We start from the raw sequence: 16,148 nt of genomic DNA on the forward strand, positions 1-16,148 counted from the left end.
CCCGGAGGGTATGGAGCGGGCCTGGGGGTCGGTCCAGGTCCCGGCGCTGCCCGGCACATGAGGCAGTGGCAGCGGAACCCCCCCTGGGTGCTGCATCCGGTGGCTCTCCGTCTCGTGGGGTGAGGTGCTGGAACGGTATCGAACAGTACCGCCCCCGGCCGTAGTTGAGGGAACGGCCGGGGGCGGCGGAAAGTGCCCGATAGGTGGTCAGGCGGCGATTTCGGCGTGGGCCGCGAGGAGCATGGCCGGGTCGGGGCCCTCCATCACGGTCGGCTTGGCCAGCCCGTCCAGGACGATGAAGCGCAGCAGGTCGCCGCGGGACTTCTTGTCGACCTTCATGGTCTCCAGCAGCTTGGGCCACTGGTCGCCCCGGTAGGTCAGCGGCAGGCCGACCGCGCCGAGGACGGCACGGTGCCGGTCGGCGGTCGCGTCGTCCAGCCGGCCGGCGATCCGGCCGAGCTCGGCGGCGAAGACCATGCCCACCGAAACGGCCGCGCCGTGGCGCCAGTTGTACCGCTCGTTCTTCTCGATGGCGTGCGCCAGGGTGTGCCCGTAGTTGAGGATCTCCCGGCGGCCCGCCTCCTTGAGGTCGCCGGAGACCACCTCGGCCTTGACGCGGATGGCGCGCTCGATCAGCTCGGCGGTGTGCGGGCCGTCGGGGCGCTTCGCGCCCTCCGGGTCGCCCTCGATGAGCTCCAGGATGGCCGGGTCGGCGATGAAGCCCGCCTTGATGACCTCGGCCAGCCCCGAGACGTAGTCGTGCACCGGCAGGGAGTCCAGCGAGGCGAGGTCGCACAGCACGCCGGCGGGCGGGTGGAAGGCGCCGACGAGGTTCTTGCCCTCGGCGGTGTTGATGCCCGTCTTGCCGCCCACGGCCGCGTCGACCATGCCCAGCACGGTCGTCGGTACGGCGATCCAGCGCACTCCGCGCAGCCAGGTGGCCGCCACGAAGCCCGCCAGGTCGGTGGTGGCGCCGCCGCCGACGCCCACGATGAAGTCCGTCCGCGTGAAGCCGGTCTGGCCCAGCGCCTTCCAGCAGTACGCCGCGACCTCGGCCGTCTTGGCCTCCTCGGCGTTCGGCAGCTGGATGGCGATGGCCTCGTAGCCCTGGCCCGCGAGGTCCTCGCGCAGCGCCTCACCGGTGGCGGCCAGCGCCTCGGGGTGCAGTACGGCGACGCGCTTGGTCTGCTTGCCGATCAGGCCCGGGAGCTCGCCGAGCAGCTGCCGGCCGATGAGGACCTCGTACGGGTCCGAACCGGCCGAGCCGCCGACCTGGATGCGGATGGGTGCGTCGGTCATGCTTTCCTCAGCTCCAATGCGTCGAGGACGGCCTCGGCGACGTCCTCGGGGGTACGTCCCTCCGTGGACACCACGGCGCGGGACACCTCCATGTACAGCGGGCGGCGCTCGGCCATCAGCTCGCGCCAGCGCTGCCGGGGGTTGACCGCCAGCAGCGGGCGCGGCGCGTCCAGGCCGACCCGCTTGACCGCCTCGGCCACGCCCATCTCCAGGAAGACGACGGGCAGCCCGGACAGCAGCTCACGGGTGGAGGCGTCCAGGATCGCGCCGCCGCCGAGCGCCAGTACCCCGGCGTGCTCGGTCACCGCGGCGCGTACCGCCTGCCGCTCCAGCTCGCGGAAGTGCGGCTCGCCCTCGTCGATGAAGATCTCCGCGATCGGCTTGCCGGCGCCCGCGACGATGTCCGCGTCGGTGTCCCGGAAGGTGGTGCCCAGGCGCTCGGCGAGCGCCATTCCGGTCGTGGTCTTCCCCACCCCCATGGGGCCGACGAGGACGACGGCCGGACCGGTCACCGGATCGCCAGGTTCTCGAGGAACGACTCGACGTTCCGGCGGGTCTCGGGCACGCTGTCGCCGCCGAACTTCTCCGCGACGGCGTCCGCGAGGACCAGCGCGACCATGGCCTCGGCCACGATGCCGGCGGCCGGCACCGCGCACACGTCCGAGCGCTGGTGGTGGGCCTGCGCGACCTCACCGGTGGAGACGTCCACGGTGGCCAGGGCGCGCGGGACGGTCGCGATCGGCTTCATCGCGGCGCGGACGCGCAGCAGCTCGCCGGTGGTCAGGCCGCCTTCCGTGCCGCCGGCACGGCCGGAGGCGCGCTTGATCCCCTCGTCGGTCGCGAGGATCTCGTCGTGTGCCTTCGAGCCGGGCACGCGGGCCAGGTCGAAGCCGTCGCCGACCTCGACGCCCTTGATCGCCTGGATGCCCATCAGGGCACCGGCCAGCCGGGCGTCCAGGCGGCGGTCCCAGTGGACGTGCGAGCCGAGGCCGACCGGTACGCCGTACGCGAGGACCTCGACGACGCCGCCGAGCGTGTCGCCGTCCTTGTGGGCCTGGTCGATCTCCGCGACCATCGCCTTCGACGCCGCCTCGTCCAGGCAGCGCACCGGGTCCGCGTCCAGCTTCTCGACGTCGGAGGGCTTCGGGTACACGCCGTACGGGGCCTTGGCCGCGGCCAGCTCGACGACGTGGCTGACGATCTCGATGCCGGCCGTCTCCTTGAGGTAGGAGCGGGCCACCGCGCCCAGCGCCACCCGGGCCGCGGTCTCGCGCGCCGAGGCGCGCTCCAGGACCGGGCGGGCCTCGTCGAAGCCGTACTTCTGCATGCCGGCCAGGTCCGCGTGGCCGGGGCGCGGGCGGGTCAGCGGCGCGTTACGGGCCAGCTCGGCCAGCTCCGCCTCGTCCACCGGGTCGGCCGCCATGACCTTTTCCCACTTGGGCCACTCGGTGTTGCCCACCATGATCGCGATGGGCGAGCCGAGCGAGCGGCCGTGCCGGACGCCGCCGAGGAAGGTCACCTCGTCGCGCTCGAACTTCATGCGGGCACCGCGGCCATAGCCGAGCCGGCGACGGGCCAGGGCGTCCGCCACCATGTCCGTGGTAACGGGGACGCCGGCCGGAAGGCCCTCCAGCGTCGCCACCAGTGCGGGGCCGTGCGACTCCCCCGCCGTCAGCCAGCGCAACCTGCTCAACGGTGCTCCTCATGTACTGCGCGTACGGTCTTCCCCTGATCCTCCCACGTCCGGCGCCGCGGCCGGCGGTCAGTCCAGGGAGCGGACCGCCGCCCCGGGGTCCGGCCCCGGCCGGTGGCCGGGTACGCGGCCGTCAGCGGGCCGCCAGCGCCGCCTCGCCCGCCTTGCGCATCGCGGCCAGCGGGGCCCGCTCGCAGCCGGTCATCCGCTCGACCTGGAGGACGGCCTGGTGGACCAGGAGGTCCAGGCCGCCGACGACGGCGCCGCCGCGCGCCGACCAGGCGGCGGCGAGCGCGGTGGGCCACGGCTCGTACAGCACGTCGAAGAGGGTGCCGGGGCGCTCGGGCACCGCGCCGGCCAGCGCGTCCGTGGTCCCGGCCGGGGTGGTGGCGATCACCAGGGGCGCGGCGAAGGCGCTCGCGGCGGCGTCCCAGAGGGCGGTGCGCACGGGGACGCCCAGCCGCTCGCCCCAGCCGCGCATCTCGTCCGCGCGCGCCTGGCTGCGGACGTACACGGTCACCTCACCGGTGCAGATGCGGGCGAGCGCGGCCAGCGCCGAGGAGGCGGTGGCGCCCGCCCCGAGGATGGCGGCGCTCTCGACGCTCGTCACGCCCCGCTCGCGCAGCGCCTCCTGGATGCCGGGGATATCGGTGTTGTCGCCGACGCGGCGGCCGTCCTCGGTGAAGAGCACGGTGTTGACGGCCTCGACGGAGGCGGCGGTGTCGCTGATCCCGTCCAGCAGCGGGATGACCGCGCGCTTGAGCGGCATGGTGAGCGACAGGCCCGCCCACTCGGCGTCGTCCAGCCCCGCCAGGAAGCCGGGCAGGGCCGCCTCGTCGATCTCGAAGCGGCCGTACTCCCGACCGGCCAGGCCCAGTTCGTCGTACGCGGCGCGGTGCAGCACCGGCGAGAGCGAGTGGGCGATGGGCGATCCGAGGACCGCCGCCTTGTGGTGGGTTGCCGACACCGGTCCGTCCTCAGCCTTCCAGCGGGTCTTGGTTCTAGCGGGTCTTGTTGAATTCCTCGACGAGCTTTTCGTGCTCGGCGTAGGTCTTGGCGAACGACGTCTTCCCGTTGATGGCGACGAAGTAGTACCAGCCGTCCTCGGTCGGGTTGATCGACGCCTTCAGCGCATCCTCGCCCGGATTTCCGATCGGCCCCGGCGGCAGCCCCTTGTAGAAGTACGTGTTGTAGGGGTTGTCGTAGTTCTTGATGGCGCTGATCGGAATGTCGAGTTCGCTCTGGTTCTTGATGTAGTTGTACGTCGAGTCGAATTCGAGCTTGCCGTAGGTCTGCGAATTGCCCGGGTCCAGGCGGTTGTAGATGACCTCGGCCATCTTGCGGAAATCGTCGTGCGAGGTGCCCTCGGCCTGGGTGAGGCTGGCGACCGTGACGAGGTCCAGCGGCGAATCCAGACCGAGTTTCCTGGCCTGTCCCGCGAGGTCGTAGCGGGCGTAGTTCTGCTTCGCCCGCTCGATCATCTGTTTGAGCACATCCGCCGGCTTCATCTTCTTGTTCACCTCGTACGTCGAGGGGTACAGGAAGCCTTCCAGCGGGTCCTTTATGTCGGGGTCGTTGTCCGCCCAGGACGGCAGGCCGAGATTCTTCGCCTGGCTCGCGGCGACCTTCTTGGTCGTACCGGTCTTCAGTTCGAGCTTTTTGTCGATGCGCTCGTAGACCGCGACGGCGCGCGAGCCCTCGGGGATCGTCAGGTTGTTGCGGCTCTCCGGGCTGAGCATCAGCGCCACGGCCGAGGCCGCCGACATCTCCTTGCGCAGCGTGTAGACGCCCGGCTGGAGTCCCGCCTCGGCCTTGGCGTTCTCGGTGACCGCCGCGGTGAACGCGTCGGCGCTCTTGACGACGCCCTCCTCCTTGAGGAGCAGCCCCATCTGCATCACCGGCGAGCCGTCCGGGATCTCCACCTGCACGCTGCCGGTGCCCGCGCCCTCGTAGTCCGGCGGAGGCGCGAAGCGGTCGTAGGCGAGGTAGCCGCCGCCGGCGAGCACCGCGAGGACGACGACCGTCGCGAGGCCGCGGCCGCGCCGCTTCGGGCGCTGGTCCTTGTCGCGGCGCTCGCGCGCCGATCGGCGGTTCCCGCGCGGCGCGGGGGCCTCGTCCTCGTCATGGTCCGGGTCGCCGCCCGCGAAGAAGGCGTGCTCCGGCTCCGGCTCGCGCCGGGCCGGCCCGTCCTGCCAGGGCTCGTCGTGCTCCGCGGCCTGCCAGTCGCCGGCCTGCGGCCCCGGGGGCATGACGGGCATCGGCGCCGTCTGGTCGTGTCTCAGCTGCTGCTGGTGCTGCTGCTGAGGCGGGGGCGGGGGCGGGTAGCCGTCGTGCGTGCCGTAGTAGCCCGGTGCGGCGCCGCCGTAGGGGTCGGGCTGCTGACCGTACGGGTCGTACGGCACGCCACCGGGCTGCCCGGCCTGGGCGTACGCGTCGTACTCGTACTGGTGGTGCTGCTGCTCCTGCCCGGGGGCGCCCCAGCCCGGCTGCTGCCCCGCGTAAGGGTCCTGGTTCCCGTAGGAAGCCTGGCCGCCGTAGGCACCCTGGCCGCCGTAGGACTCTCCGTAGAGAGGGTCCTCGGGATGCCACGGTTCGGAGCCGTGGCCCCGGCCATACTCAGTCATCGATCCCCTAGAGCCGCGAGGCGGTGCGCTCCGTGTCCGGCAGCGCATCCGACGTACTGACCGCCTCTTCTTGCACGCGCCACTGTTCGAACGCGGCCGGTCGCGCGGAACGTTACCGTACCGCGATCAGCCGGCCGCCTCGACGCTCTCTCCGGGCGCCTGACCGGAGGTACGTTCGGTCTCCAGCGCGCTCTGGAGGATGACGACGGCCGCCGCCTGATCGATGGCGGAACGTCCCTTCTTGGCCTTCACTCCGGAGGCGCGCATGCCCTGAGCTGCGGTGACGGTCGACATCCGCTCGTCCACGAGCCGTACCGGCACGGGCGCGATGTTCGCTGCCATCTGCTGCGCGAAGGCCCGCACCTTGGCCGCGGCCGGCCCCTCTCCCCCGTTCAGGGAGCGGGGCAGGCCGACGACGACCTCCAGCGGTTCGTACTCCTCGATGATCGCCGCCAGGCGCCGGTGGGCGGCCGGGACATCACGTCCCGGCACGGTCTCCACCGGGGTCGCGAGGACCCCGTCGGGGTCGCACGAGGCGACCCCGATCCGGGCGTCCCCGACATCGACGGCGATCCGCCTGCCTCGTCGCAACGGTCAGCCCGCCTGCGCCACGAGCCGCTCGACGGCCTCGATGGCCTCGGGCACGGCCGCGCCGTTCTGGCCGCCGCCCTGGGCGACGTCCGGCTTGCCGCCGCCACCGCCGCCGAGGGTCTTGGCGGCCGTACGGACCAGGTCGCCGGCCTTGATGCCGCGCTCACGGGCGGCCTCGTTGGTGGCGATGACGGTCAGCGGGCGGCCGTTGGTGACCGTGAACAGGGCGACCACGGCCGGGCGGTCGGACGGAATGCGGCCGCGCACGTCCAGGACGAGCTTGCGCAGGTCGTCGGCGGAGGTGCCGTCGGGCACCTGGCCGGAGGCCAGCGCGATGCCGTTCACGTTCTTGGCGCCCTCGGCGAGCCCGGCGGCGGCCTGCAGGACCTTCTCCGCGCGGAACTGCTCGATCTGCTTCTCGGCGTCCTTGAGCTTGGCCAGCACGCCGGAAATCTTCTCGGGCAGCTCCTCGGGCCGGCCCTTGACCAGCTCGGTCAGCTGCGAGACGACCGTGTGCTCACGGGCCAGGAAGTTGTACGCGTCGACGCCCACCAGGGCCTCCACGCGGCGCACGCCGGAGCCGATGGAGGACTCGCCGAGCAGCTTCACCAGGCCCAGCTGGGCGGTGTTGTGGACGTGCGTACCGCCGCACAGCTCCTTGGAGAAGTCACCGATGGTCACCACGCGCACCCGGTCGCCGTACTTCTCGCCGAACTCGGCGATGGCGCCCTGCTTCTTGGCGTCGTCCATGCTCATCACCTCGGCGGTGACGTCCAGTTCGCGCGAGAGGACCTCGTTGATCTTCTGCTCGACGTCCGTGAGGACCGTGCCGGGCACGGCGGTCGGCGAGCCGAAGTCGAACCGGAAGCGGCCCGGGGAGTTCTCCGAACCGGCCTGGGCGGCCGTGGGGCCGAGAGCGTCGCGCAGCGCCTGGTGCGTGAGGTGCGTGGCGCTGTGGGCGCGGGCGATGGCCCGGCGGCGCGTGACGTCGATGGCGGCGTACGCGGGCGAGCCCACGGTGACCTCGCCGACCTGGACGGAGCCCTTGTGCACGGTGACGCCGGGGACCGGCTGTTGAACGTCGCGCACCTCGATGATGGCGCCCGAGTCGGTCTTGATGCGGCCGGTGTCGGCGAGCTGGCCGCCGCCCTCGGCGTAGAACGGCGTGCGGTCCAGGACGACCTCGACCTCGTCACCCTCGTGGGCGGCCGGGGCGGAGACGCCGTCGACCAGCAGGCCGACCACGGAGGACTCGCCCTGGGTGTTGGTGTAGCCGGTGAAGACCGTCGAGCCGGAGCTGTCGGCGACCTGGCGGTAGGCGGACAGGTCGGCGTGGCCGTGCTTCTTGGCCTGGGCGTCGGCCTTGGCGCGCTCCCGCTGCTCCTTCATCAGGCGGCGGAACCCGGTCTCGTCCACCGACAGGCCCTGCTCGGCGGCCATTTCGAGGGTGAGGTCGATCGGGAAGCCCCAGGTGTCGTGGAGCAGGAACGCCTTGTCGCCGGGGAGGACCTTGCCGCCGGCGGCCTTGGTCTCGGTCACGGCGGTGTCGAGGATGTTCGTGCCGGCCTTCAGCGTCTTGAGGAAGGCGGCCTCCTCGGCGAGGGCCACGGTTTCGATGCGCTTACGGTCCTGGATCAGCTCCGGGTACTGCTGGCCCATCGTCTTGATGACCACGTCGATGAGGTCGGCGACGACCGGGTCGGTGGCGCCCAGCAGGCGCATGTTGCGGATGGCGCGGCGCATGATGCGGCGCAGCACGTAACCGCGGCCCTCGTTGCCGGGCGTGACGCCGTCGCCGATGAGCATGACGGACGTACGGATGTGGTCGGCGACCACGCGCAGCGAGACGTCGGTGTCGTGCCCGGCGCCGTAGGCCACACCGGTCAGGTCGGTGGCCTTGTCGATGACCACGCGCATGGTGTCGGTCTCGTACATGTTCTGTACGCCCTGCAGGATCATGGCGAGGCGTTCGAGACCGAGGCCGGTGTCGATGTTCTTGCTGGGCAGCTCGCCGAGGATCTCGAAGTCCTCCTTCGAAGTCCCCTCGCCGCGCTCGTACTGCATGAAGACCAGGTTCCAGATCTCCACGTACCGCTCGTCGTTGACGGCCGGGCCGCCCTCGATCCCGAACTCGGGGCCGCGGTCGTAGTTGATCTCGGAGCACGGGCCGCACGGGCCCGGCACGCCCATGGACCAGTAGTTCTCCTTCTTGCCCAGGCGCTGGATGCGCTCCTTGGGCACGCCGACGACCTCGTGCCAGATGCGCTCGGCCTCGTCGTCGTCCAGGTAGACGGTGATCCAGAGCTTCTCCGGGTCCAGGCCGTAGCCGCCGTCCGCCTGCGAGCTGGTCAGCAGCTCCCAGGCGTACTTGATGGCGCCTTCCTTGAAGTAGTCGCCGAAGGAGAAGTTGCCGCACATCTGGAAGAACGTGCCGTGCCGGGTGGTCTTGCCGACCTCTTCGATGTCCGGCGTGCGGACGCACTTCTGGACGCTGGTGGCGCGCGGGGCGGGCGGCTTGACCTCGCCGAGGAAGTAGGGCTTGAAGGGGACCATGCCCGCGGGGACCAGCAGCAGCGTCGGGTCGTCCGCGATGAGCGACGCCGAAGGCACGACGGTGTGCCCGCGCTCCTCGAAGAAGCTCAGCCAGCGGCGGCGGATTTCAGCCGACTCCATCAGTGGTCCTCGTTTCGGTTCGGTCCGGTTTTCCGGGTGATGCGTGTCGTGGGGTGGTGCGATTCGAGCGCGGCGGCCGGCCGGGCGGGCGGCAGCTCGCGCGCCGCTCCGGTCTCCGTCAGACCGAGCGCTTCGTGCAACTGCTCTTCACGGTCCGCCATTCCGTCGCGTACGTCCAATGCAAATTGACGCAGCCGGTGTCCGGTCTCCACCGCCTTGTCCGCGGCCTGGGCCGCGAGACTGTCGGGCTGGAGCTTGCGCAGTTTGCGGTGGACCTTGTTGGTGGCCCACACCCCGGCGGCTGCGCCGGTGGTGAACCAGAATGCGCGGCGGAACATCGCGTGATCAGTCCTTGGAGCGACGGGTGCGGCGCCCGCTCCGGCGGGCGGCGGGCAGGGTGCGGCCGACGACGACGGTGTGCTCGGGCTCGGGCGCGCCCTTCTTGCCGAGCGCGCGGCGGACGCCGTAGCCGAACGCCGCGACCTTGACCAGCGGGCCGCCGAAGGCGGAGGAGACAGTCGAGGAGAGCGCGGAGGCGTTGGCGGTGACCTCCTGGACGTCGGAGGCGATCGCGTCGACGCGGGCGAGCTGGGTGTGCGCGGAGCGGACGGTCGCGGAGGCGTCGGCGAGCAGCGGCACGGCCTTCTCGGACACCTCGGAGACCATCTTGGTGGTCGCCTTGAGCGTCTGCGCGAGCCTCACCAGCACGAGGGCGAGGAACGACACGAGGATCGCCCAGAAGACGGCCACGAGGATCCCGGCCACCTCTCCACCGGACACGCGCACACCACTTTCCGACTGGTTCTCTGCTTGTCTCGTCCTGCTCGATCGGCAGACTTCGACCCTATCGCGCCGGGGCTCCCGCTCCGCACCGTGTTCCCGTGTGCCACGGCCGGTTTCCGGGGTGGCGGCGGTACGGCGGACCGCGCACCCGGGAGCGGGCGGCGCGATTGTACGGTCCGCACACCTCCGAGTACGCTCCGTGTGCCATGCGACGCTCCCGGGGACCGGACCCCGCTGCTTTCCGAGACCGCTGCCACCGCTCGCCGGCCCCGGGCAACCTGCCCGCGGAGCTGAACCGGTTCATCGGGCGCTCGGACGAACTGGCCGCGCTGACCGGAATGGTGGAGGGCGCGCGGCTGGTCACGCTCACGGGCATGGGCGGGGTGGGCAAGACCCGGCTCGCGACGCAGGCCGGCCGGGCCCTGGCGGACCGCTTCCGCGACGGGGTGTGGCTGATCGAGCTGTCCGCCGTGCAGGAACCGCACTTGCTGGACCACGCCGTCGCCGAGTCGCTGGCGCTGGCCGACCACAGCGGTCGCCCGGCCCGCGAGGCGCTCTGCGACGACCTCGCCGGCAGCGAGCTGCTCCTCGTGCTGGACGGCTTCGAGCACCTGGTGGCCGAGTGCGCGCCGCTGGTCGCGCAGCTGCTGCGGCGGGCGCCCGGCGTACGGGTGCTGGCGGCGGGCCGGCGCCCGCTGGGGCTGCCCGGGGAGCGGACCTGTCCGCTGCTGCCGCTGCCGGACGCGGAGGCGGGCGAGCTGTTCGCCGACCGGGCCGCCTGCGTGGTGCCGGGTTTCACCGTCGACGAGGCCAACAGCGCGGCGGTCGCCGAGCTGTGCCACCGGCTCGACGGCATCCCGCTCGCGCTGGAGCTGGCCGCCGGCCGGCTGCGCGCCCTCTCGGTCGACCAGGTGCTGCACCGGCTGGACGACCGCTTCCGGCTGCTGACCGGTACCGACCGGGACATCCTGCCGCGCCATCAGAGGCTGCGCACGGCCATCGGCTGGAGCCACGAGCTGTGCACGCCGCAGGAGCGGCTGCTGTGGGCGCGGCTCTCGGTGTTCGCCGCGCAGTTCGACCTGGAGGCGGCCGAGTACGTCTGCTCGGGCCCCGATCTGCCCGCCGACGAGCTGCTGGACGTGCTCACCGAGCTGGTCGCGCAGTCGGTGGTGGTCCGCGAGGAGACCCCGGTCGGGGTGCGCTACCGGATGCTGGACACGGTACGGGCCTACGGCGCGGACTGGCTGGCGGCGCTGGACGACACCGAGCGGCTGCGGCGCCGGCACCGCGACTGGTACGTGGGCCTGGCCACCTGGTGCGAGCTGGACTGGTTCGGGCCGCGGCAGGACGAGGTGGCCGCCCGCCTCGATGTGGAGCTGCCCAATGTGCGCCTCGCGCTGGAGCACAGCCTGGAAGTGCCGGAGGAGGCGTATCTGGGGCAGTTTCTGGCCGGGACGCTGTGGTTCTTCTGGGTCGGCTGCGGCCGGCTGTCGGAGGGGCGGCACTGGCTGGAGCGGTCCCTGGAGATGCCGGCCGACCATCAGGACGCGCGGCTGAAGGCGCTGTGGGTGACCGGCTATGTCGCGGTGCTCCAGGGCGATCCGATCGGCGCGCTGTACGCGCTGGAGCAGTGCCGCGCGGAGGCGGAGCGCGCGGGGAACGCGCGGGCCGCCGCCTATGCGCAGCACCGGCTCGGCTGTCTGGCGCTGACCGGTGACGACATGCCGCGTGCCGAAACGCTGCTGCGGGCGGCGCTGGCGGCCTACCGCGAGATCGGCGAGCTGAACAGCAACGTACTGATGGCACAGATCGAACTGGCCATGGCGGTGGCCTTCGGCGGCGATCTGGCGGCGGCCGAGGAGCTGTGCGCCGAGGTCCGGGAGGTGTGTGCGGATCACGGCGAGCGGTGGGCACAGGCGTACGCGCTGTACGTCCTGGCGTACGCGGCCTGGACGCGCGGGGACCTGCCGGGCGCGCGCCGGCTGCTGACCGAGTGCCTGGTGATCGACCACACCTTCCACGACCTGCTGGGCGCGGTGCTGGCGGTGGAGCTGCTGGCGCTGGTCACGCTGGACGAAGGGGACGCGGCGGAGGCGGCTGTGCTGCAGGGGATCGCGGCGCGGATCTGGCCGTCGGTCGGGCCGCAGCTGTTCGGCTCCCACTTCTTCAACCAGCCGCACGAGCTGTGCGAGCGGCGGGCCCGCGGGGAGCTGGGCGACGCGGGATACGAGGTGGCCGTGCGGCGGGGCCGGGCGCTGGACCTGGACGCGGCCGTCACCCGGATCCTGGGCGAACTTCCCCGGCCGCGCGGCGGGGCGGGGAGCAGGCCCCCGGAAACCGGCGAGCCCGCCGTGTCCCCTGCCGCGAACGGCGGGGAGACGGCGGGCTGAGGCAGCGCGCGCCACGAAAGCGGCGCGCGGGCCGTGCGCTGCCGGGCTGCTCGCTCAGCGCGCGTAGTACTCGACGACCAGCTGCTCGTCGCAGATGACCGGGATTTCCTTGCGGTTGGGGTCCCGGTCCAGGCGGAACGCCAGCGCCTGGAGGTTGACCTCCAGGTAGCGCGGGGTCTCGCCGTCGGGGGCGTAGCCACCCTCACGCGCGACCTGGAAGGGGTGCTTCTCGCGGCTGCGCTCGCGGACCATCACGACGTCGCCGGGGCGGACGCGGAAGGACGGCTTGTCGACCTTGCGGTCGTTCACCGAGATGTGGCCGTGCACGACCATCTGGCGGGCCTGGTAGATCGTGCGGGCCAGGCCGGAGCGCAGGACGAGCGCGTCCAGGCGGCGCTCCAGCTCGATGATCAGCGCTTCGCCGGTCTTCATGTCGACCTTGCGGGCGCGGTCGTAGGCCCGCACCATCTGGCGCTCGCTGATGTCGTACTGGGCGCGCAGCCGCTGCTTCTCCAGCAGCCGGACCTTGTAGTCACTGCTCTGCTTGCGACCGCGGCCGTGCTCGCCGGGCGGGTACGGACGGGCCTCGAAGTACTTGACGGCCTTCGGAGTCAGCGCGATGCCGAGCGCGCGGGACTTCTTGACCTTGGGACGCGACTGGTTCACGTGGAACGGACCTCCATGTAAGTTAGGTGAGGCTTACCTTAGCAGCGCGAGGAGACCGCATGTATCGACCTGGGAACCCCCTGCCCAGTGCTGGCCAGAGCACCGAGGCGGGTCAGCCGCGTCCCACGGAAGACGCCCAGCAGCCGACCGCCGCCGAGCGTGTGCGAACCCTCGTGGATTCCCATGCTATGGCGTCTCTGACCATTCCCGGAGTCCACGATCTCGACGAAGCCGGCTTCGCCGCGCCCGCCTGCAGAACGGTCGACGCCTCAGGAGACGTGCTACTCCTGGTTCCTGGGGATTCCGCGGCCGCCCGGGCCGCCGCACACGCCCAGGACGACGACGTCACCGCCGTGATGGAACTCACGGACGTCGCCCCCGTTTCGGTGCCCCATCGCATCCGCGGACGGGCCTGGATCGCCGGCTGGCTGACCCCCGTACGCGGCGAGGACCGGGCCCACGCCGCCCGGCTGCTCGCCGAGCGGCACCCCGTCGGCGAACTGCTGGGCATCGGCGAGGCGCTGCGCCCCGACCCGCTGCCCGGCACCGTCGGGCGGGCCGCCTGGATGATGCTGCGCCTGGAGGTCGGCGAGGCCACCGTGGACGATCTGTGGGGCGCGGACTCCGTCGAGCCCGAGGAATTCACGCAGGCCGCTCCGGACCCCGTAGCGGGCCACGAGGCCGAGCTGCTGCAGCATCTGCACTCCTCGCACGAGGAGCAGGTGCGCGACCTGTGCGGGCTGCTCGGCGACCGCGCCGAGCAGGTCTGCGCGGCGCGCGGCACGGTCGTACCCGTCGCGCTGGACCGCTTCGGGCTGCGGGTCCGCTTCGCCGACCCCGGCCACCAGGTCTTCGACGCCCGCTTCGACTTCCCCTCGCCCGTGCGCGACCTGATGGAGCTGCGGCGGGCGATGCACCACCTCTTCGACGCGGCGGCGTGAGGACCGTACGGGACCGCCCCGGCTGGTCGTGGGACCGGCCGGGGCGGTACGCGTACGGGCAGCCGCCCGTGGGCGGCGTCAGGCGCTGAGCGAGGCGAGCGCCTTGTTCAGCGTGGCGGACGGCCGCATGACGGCCGCGGCCTTGGCCACGTCGGGCTGGTAGTAGCCGCCGATGTCGGCCGGCTTGCCCTGGACGGCGACCAGCTCGTCCACGATCGTCTGCTCCTGCTCGGCCAGCGTCTTGGCCAGCTCGGCGAACGCCTCGGCCAGCTTGGCGTCCTCGGTCTGCTTGGCCAGCTCCTGCGCCCAGTACAGCGCGAGGTAGAAGTGGCTGCCGCGGTTGTCGATGCCGCCGAGCTTGCGGCTGGGCGACTTGTTCTCCGCGAGGAACGTGCCGGTCGCGCGGTCGAGGGTGTCGGCGAGCACCTGGGCGCGCGCGTTGCCCGTCTTCTGCGCGAGGTGCTCGAAGCTCACCGCGAGCGCGAGGAACTCACCCAGGCTGTCCCAGCGCAGGTAGTTCTCCTTGACCAGCTGCTGGACGTGCTTGGGCGCGGAGCCGCCGGCGCCGGTCTCGAAGAGGCCACCGCCGTTGATCAGCGGCACGACCGAGAGCATCTTGGCGCTCGTGCCGAGCTCCAGGATCGGGAACAGGTCGGTGAGGTAGTCACGCAGCACGTTGCCGGTCACCGAGATCGTGTTCTCGCCGCGGCGGATGCGCTCCACGGAGAACTTGGTCGCCTCGAACGGGGACATGATCTCGATCTGCAGGCCCTCCGTGTCGTGCTCCGGGAGGTACTGCTTGACCTTGGCGATGAGGTTCGCGTCGTGCGCGCGGCTCTCGTCCAGCCAGAACACGGCCGGGTCGCCGGTCGCGCGGGCGCGCGTGACGGCCAGCTTGACCCAGTCGCGGATCGGGATGTCCTTGGTCTGGCAGGCGCGGAAGATGTCGCCGGCGCTGACCTCCTGCTCGATCAGCGCGGTGCCGTTGCCGTCGACGACCCGCACGGTGCCCGTGGCGGGCACCTCGAAGGTCTTGTCGTGGCTGCCGTACTCCTCGGCCTTCTGCGCCATCAGGCCGACGTTCGGCACCGAGCCCATGGTCGACGGGTCGTACGCGCCATTGGCCTTGCAGTCGTCGATGACGGCCTGGTAGATGCCGGCGTAGCTGCTGTCCGGGATGACCGCGAGGGTGTCCTGCTCCTGGTCGTCCTTGTTCCACATGTGGCCCGAGGTGCGGATCATGGCCGGCATGGAGGCGTCGACGATGACGTCGCTCGGGACGTGCAGGTTGGTGATGCCGCGGTGCGAGTCGACCATCGCCAGGTCCGGGCCCTCGGCGAGCTCGGCGTCGAAGGACGCCTTGATCTCCTCGCCCTGGGGCAGCGCCTCCAGGCCCTTCCAGATGCCGCCGAGGCCGTCGTTCGGGGTCAGGCCGGCGCCGGCGAGCACGTCCGCGTACTTCGCGAAGGTCTTCGGGAAGAAGGCACGCACCACGTGACCGAAGATGATCGGGTCGGAGACCTTCATCATCGTGGCCTTGAGGTGCACCGAGAACAGCACGCCCTCGGCCTTGGCGCGGGCGACCTGCTCCTTGAGGAACTCGCGCAGCGCGCCGACGCGCATGACGGAGGCGTCCACGACCTCGCCCGCCAGCACCGGCACCGACTCGCGCAGCACGGTGGTGGAACCGTCGTCACCGACCAGCTCGATGCGCAGCGCGCCGTCCTCGGCGATGACGACGGACTTCTCGGTGGAGCGGAAGTCGTCGCCGGTCATGTGCGCGACGTTCGTCTTGGAGTCGGCGGACCAGGCGCCCATGCGGTGCGGGTTGGCCTTGGCGTAGTTCTTGACCGACGCGGGGGCGCGGCGGTCGGAGTTGCCCTCGCGCAGGACCGGGTTGACGGCGCTGCCCTTGACCTTGTCGTACCGGGCGCGGATGTCGCGCTCCTCGTCGGTCTTCGGGTCGTCCGGGTAGTCCGGGAGGGCGTAGCCCTGCTCCTGCAGCTCGGCGATCGCGGCCTTGAGCTGCGGGATCGAGGCCGAGATGTTCGGCAGCTTGATGATGTTCGCCTCGGGCGTCTTCGCCAGCTCACCGAGCTCGGCGAGCGCGTCGTCGATGCGCTGGTCCTCCCGAAGACGCTCGGGGAAGCTGGCGATGATCCGGCCCGCCAGCGAGATGTCACGGCTCTCCACGGCGACACCGGCCGTCGAGGCGTATGCCTCGATCACCGGCAGGAACGAATACGTCGCCAGGGCCGGGGCCTCGTCGGTGTGCGTATAGATGATGGTCGAGTCAGTCACCGGTGCTCCGCTCCACGTCTGCAACATTGCTCGACATCAAGATATCTCGTGAGCGGCCCCCGTTCGACAGCTCGGCGAGCGCGTCGTCGATGCGCTGGTCCTCCCGAAGACGCTCGGGGAAGCTGGCGATGATCCGGCCCGCCAGCGAGATGTCACGGCTCTCCACGGCGACACCGGCCGTCGAGGC

14 protein-coding genes are annotated in these 16,148 nt (G+C 71.6%); 2 read left to right on the forward strand and 12 right to left on the reverse strand.

All coding sequences use genetic code 11. From position 1 onward, the window contains the following. Positions 1–207 precede the first annotated feature (207 nt). From aroB to CCS38_RS08400, 9 genes are all read right to left on the reverse strand, one after another. Positions 208–1,299, reverse strand: a complete 1,092-nt coding sequence (gene aroB, locus CCS38_RS08360) for a 3-dehydroquinate synthase (protein WP_030251610.1) — start codon at positions 1,297–1,299, stop codon at positions 208–210. Further along, on the reverse strand, positions 1,296–1,811 hold the full coding sequence (locus tag CCS38_RS08365) for a shikimate kinase (protein ID WP_223732556.1): 516 nt from the start codon (positions 1,809–1,811) through the stop codon (positions 1,296–1,298). Before CCS38_RS08365 ends, aroB begins: the two co-directional genes overlap by 4 nt. After that, positions 1,808–2,992 carry a chorismate synthase gene (gene aroC / locus CCS38_RS08370; protein ID WP_223732557.1) on the reverse strand — a complete coding sequence of 395 codons (1,185 nt, stop codon included), beginning with the start codon at positions 2,990–2,992 and terminating at the stop codon, positions 1,808–1,810. Before aroC ends, CCS38_RS08365 begins: the two co-directional genes overlap by 4 nt. Before the next feature lie 133 nt (positions 2,993–3,125). Then, positions 3,126–3,959, reverse strand: coding sequence for a shikimate dehydrogenase (locus CCS38_RS08375; protein ID WP_223732558.1), 834 nt, complete (start codon positions 3,957–3,959; stop codon positions 3,126–3,128). 34 nt (positions 3,960–3,993) lie between these two features. Next, the gene (mltG, locus tag CCS38_RS08380) at positions 3,994–5,616 is read right to left on the reverse strand and encodes an endolytic transglycosylase MltG (RefSeq protein ID WP_223732559.1); all 1,623 of its coding nucleotides are present in this window, start codon (positions 5,614–5,616) and stop codon (positions 3,994–3,996) included. Between the two features lie 126 nt (positions 5,617–5,742). Further along, a complete protein-coding gene (ruvX, locus tag CCS38_RS08385) occupies positions 5,743–6,207 on the reverse strand; it encodes a Holliday junction resolvase RuvX (RefSeq protein WP_030251624.1) in 465 nt (154 codons plus the stop codon). Between the two features lie 3 nt (positions 6,208–6,210). Further along, positions 6,211–8,880 (reverse strand): alanine--tRNA ligase, encoded by a 2,670-nt coding sequence (gene alaS, locus CCS38_RS08390; RefSeq protein WP_223732560.1) that lies wholly within the window; start codon positions 8,878–8,880, stop codon positions 6,211–6,213. Then, positions 8,880–9,218 (reverse strand): DUF6167 family protein, encoded by a 339-nt coding sequence (locus CCS38_RS08395; protein WP_223732561.1) that lies wholly within the window; start codon positions 9,216–9,218, stop codon positions 8,880–8,882. Before CCS38_RS08395 ends, alaS begins: the two co-directional genes overlap by 1 nt. A 7-nt stretch (positions 9,219–9,225) precedes the next feature. Next, on the reverse strand, positions 9,226–9,660 hold the full coding sequence (locus CCS38_RS08400; RefSeq protein ID WP_223732562.1) for a DUF948 domain-containing protein: 435 nt from the start codon (positions 9,658–9,660) through the stop codon (positions 9,226–9,228). Between the two features lie 209 nt (positions 9,661–9,869). Between CCS38_RS08400 and CCS38_RS08405 the strand changes: the two genes are divergently transcribed. Next, positions 9,870–12,053 (forward strand): ATP-binding protein, encoded by a 2,184-nt coding sequence (locus CCS38_RS08405; protein WP_223732563.1) that lies wholly within the window; start codon positions 9,870–9,872, stop codon positions 12,051–12,053. A 54-nt stretch (positions 12,054–12,107) separates the two neighbouring features. Here the strand turns inward: CCS38_RS08405 and rpsD are convergent, their stop codons facing one another. Continuing rightward, positions 12,108–12,719: a 30S ribosomal protein S4 gene (rpsD, locus tag CCS38_RS08410; protein WP_030251638.1), complete on the reverse strand. Its 612-nt coding sequence runs from the start codon at positions 12,717–12,719 to the stop codon at positions 12,108–12,110. A gap of 188 nt (positions 12,720–12,907) precedes the next feature. Between rpsD and CCS38_RS08415 the strand changes: the two genes are divergently transcribed. Then, positions 12,908–13,660, forward strand: coding sequence for a DUF2470 domain-containing protein (locus CCS38_RS08415; RefSeq protein WP_223732564.1), 753 nt, complete (start codon positions 12,908–12,910; stop codon positions 13,658–13,660). A 78-nt stretch (positions 13,661–13,738) separates the two neighbouring features. Here the strand turns inward: CCS38_RS08415 and CCS38_RS08420 are convergent, their stop codons facing one another. Next, entirely contained in the window at positions 13,739–15,961 is a 2,223-nt protein-coding gene (locus CCS38_RS08420) for an NADP-dependent isocitrate dehydrogenase (RefSeq protein ID WP_223732565.1), read from the reverse strand. Then, positions 15,954–16,148 (reverse strand): NADP-dependent isocitrate dehydrogenase (locus CCS38_RS08425; RefSeq protein WP_223732566.1); only part of this gene is annotated, 195 nt, incomplete at its 5' end. The genes CCS38_RS08420 and CCS38_RS08425, both read right to left, overlap by 8 nt.

The organism is Streptomyces purpurogeneiscleroticus, from assembly GCF_020024005.1.
In the GTDB taxonomy this organism is placed as follows: domain Bacteria; phylum Actinomycetota; class Actinomycetes; order Streptomycetales; family Streptomycetaceae; genus Streptomyces; species Streptomyces purpurogeneiscleroticus.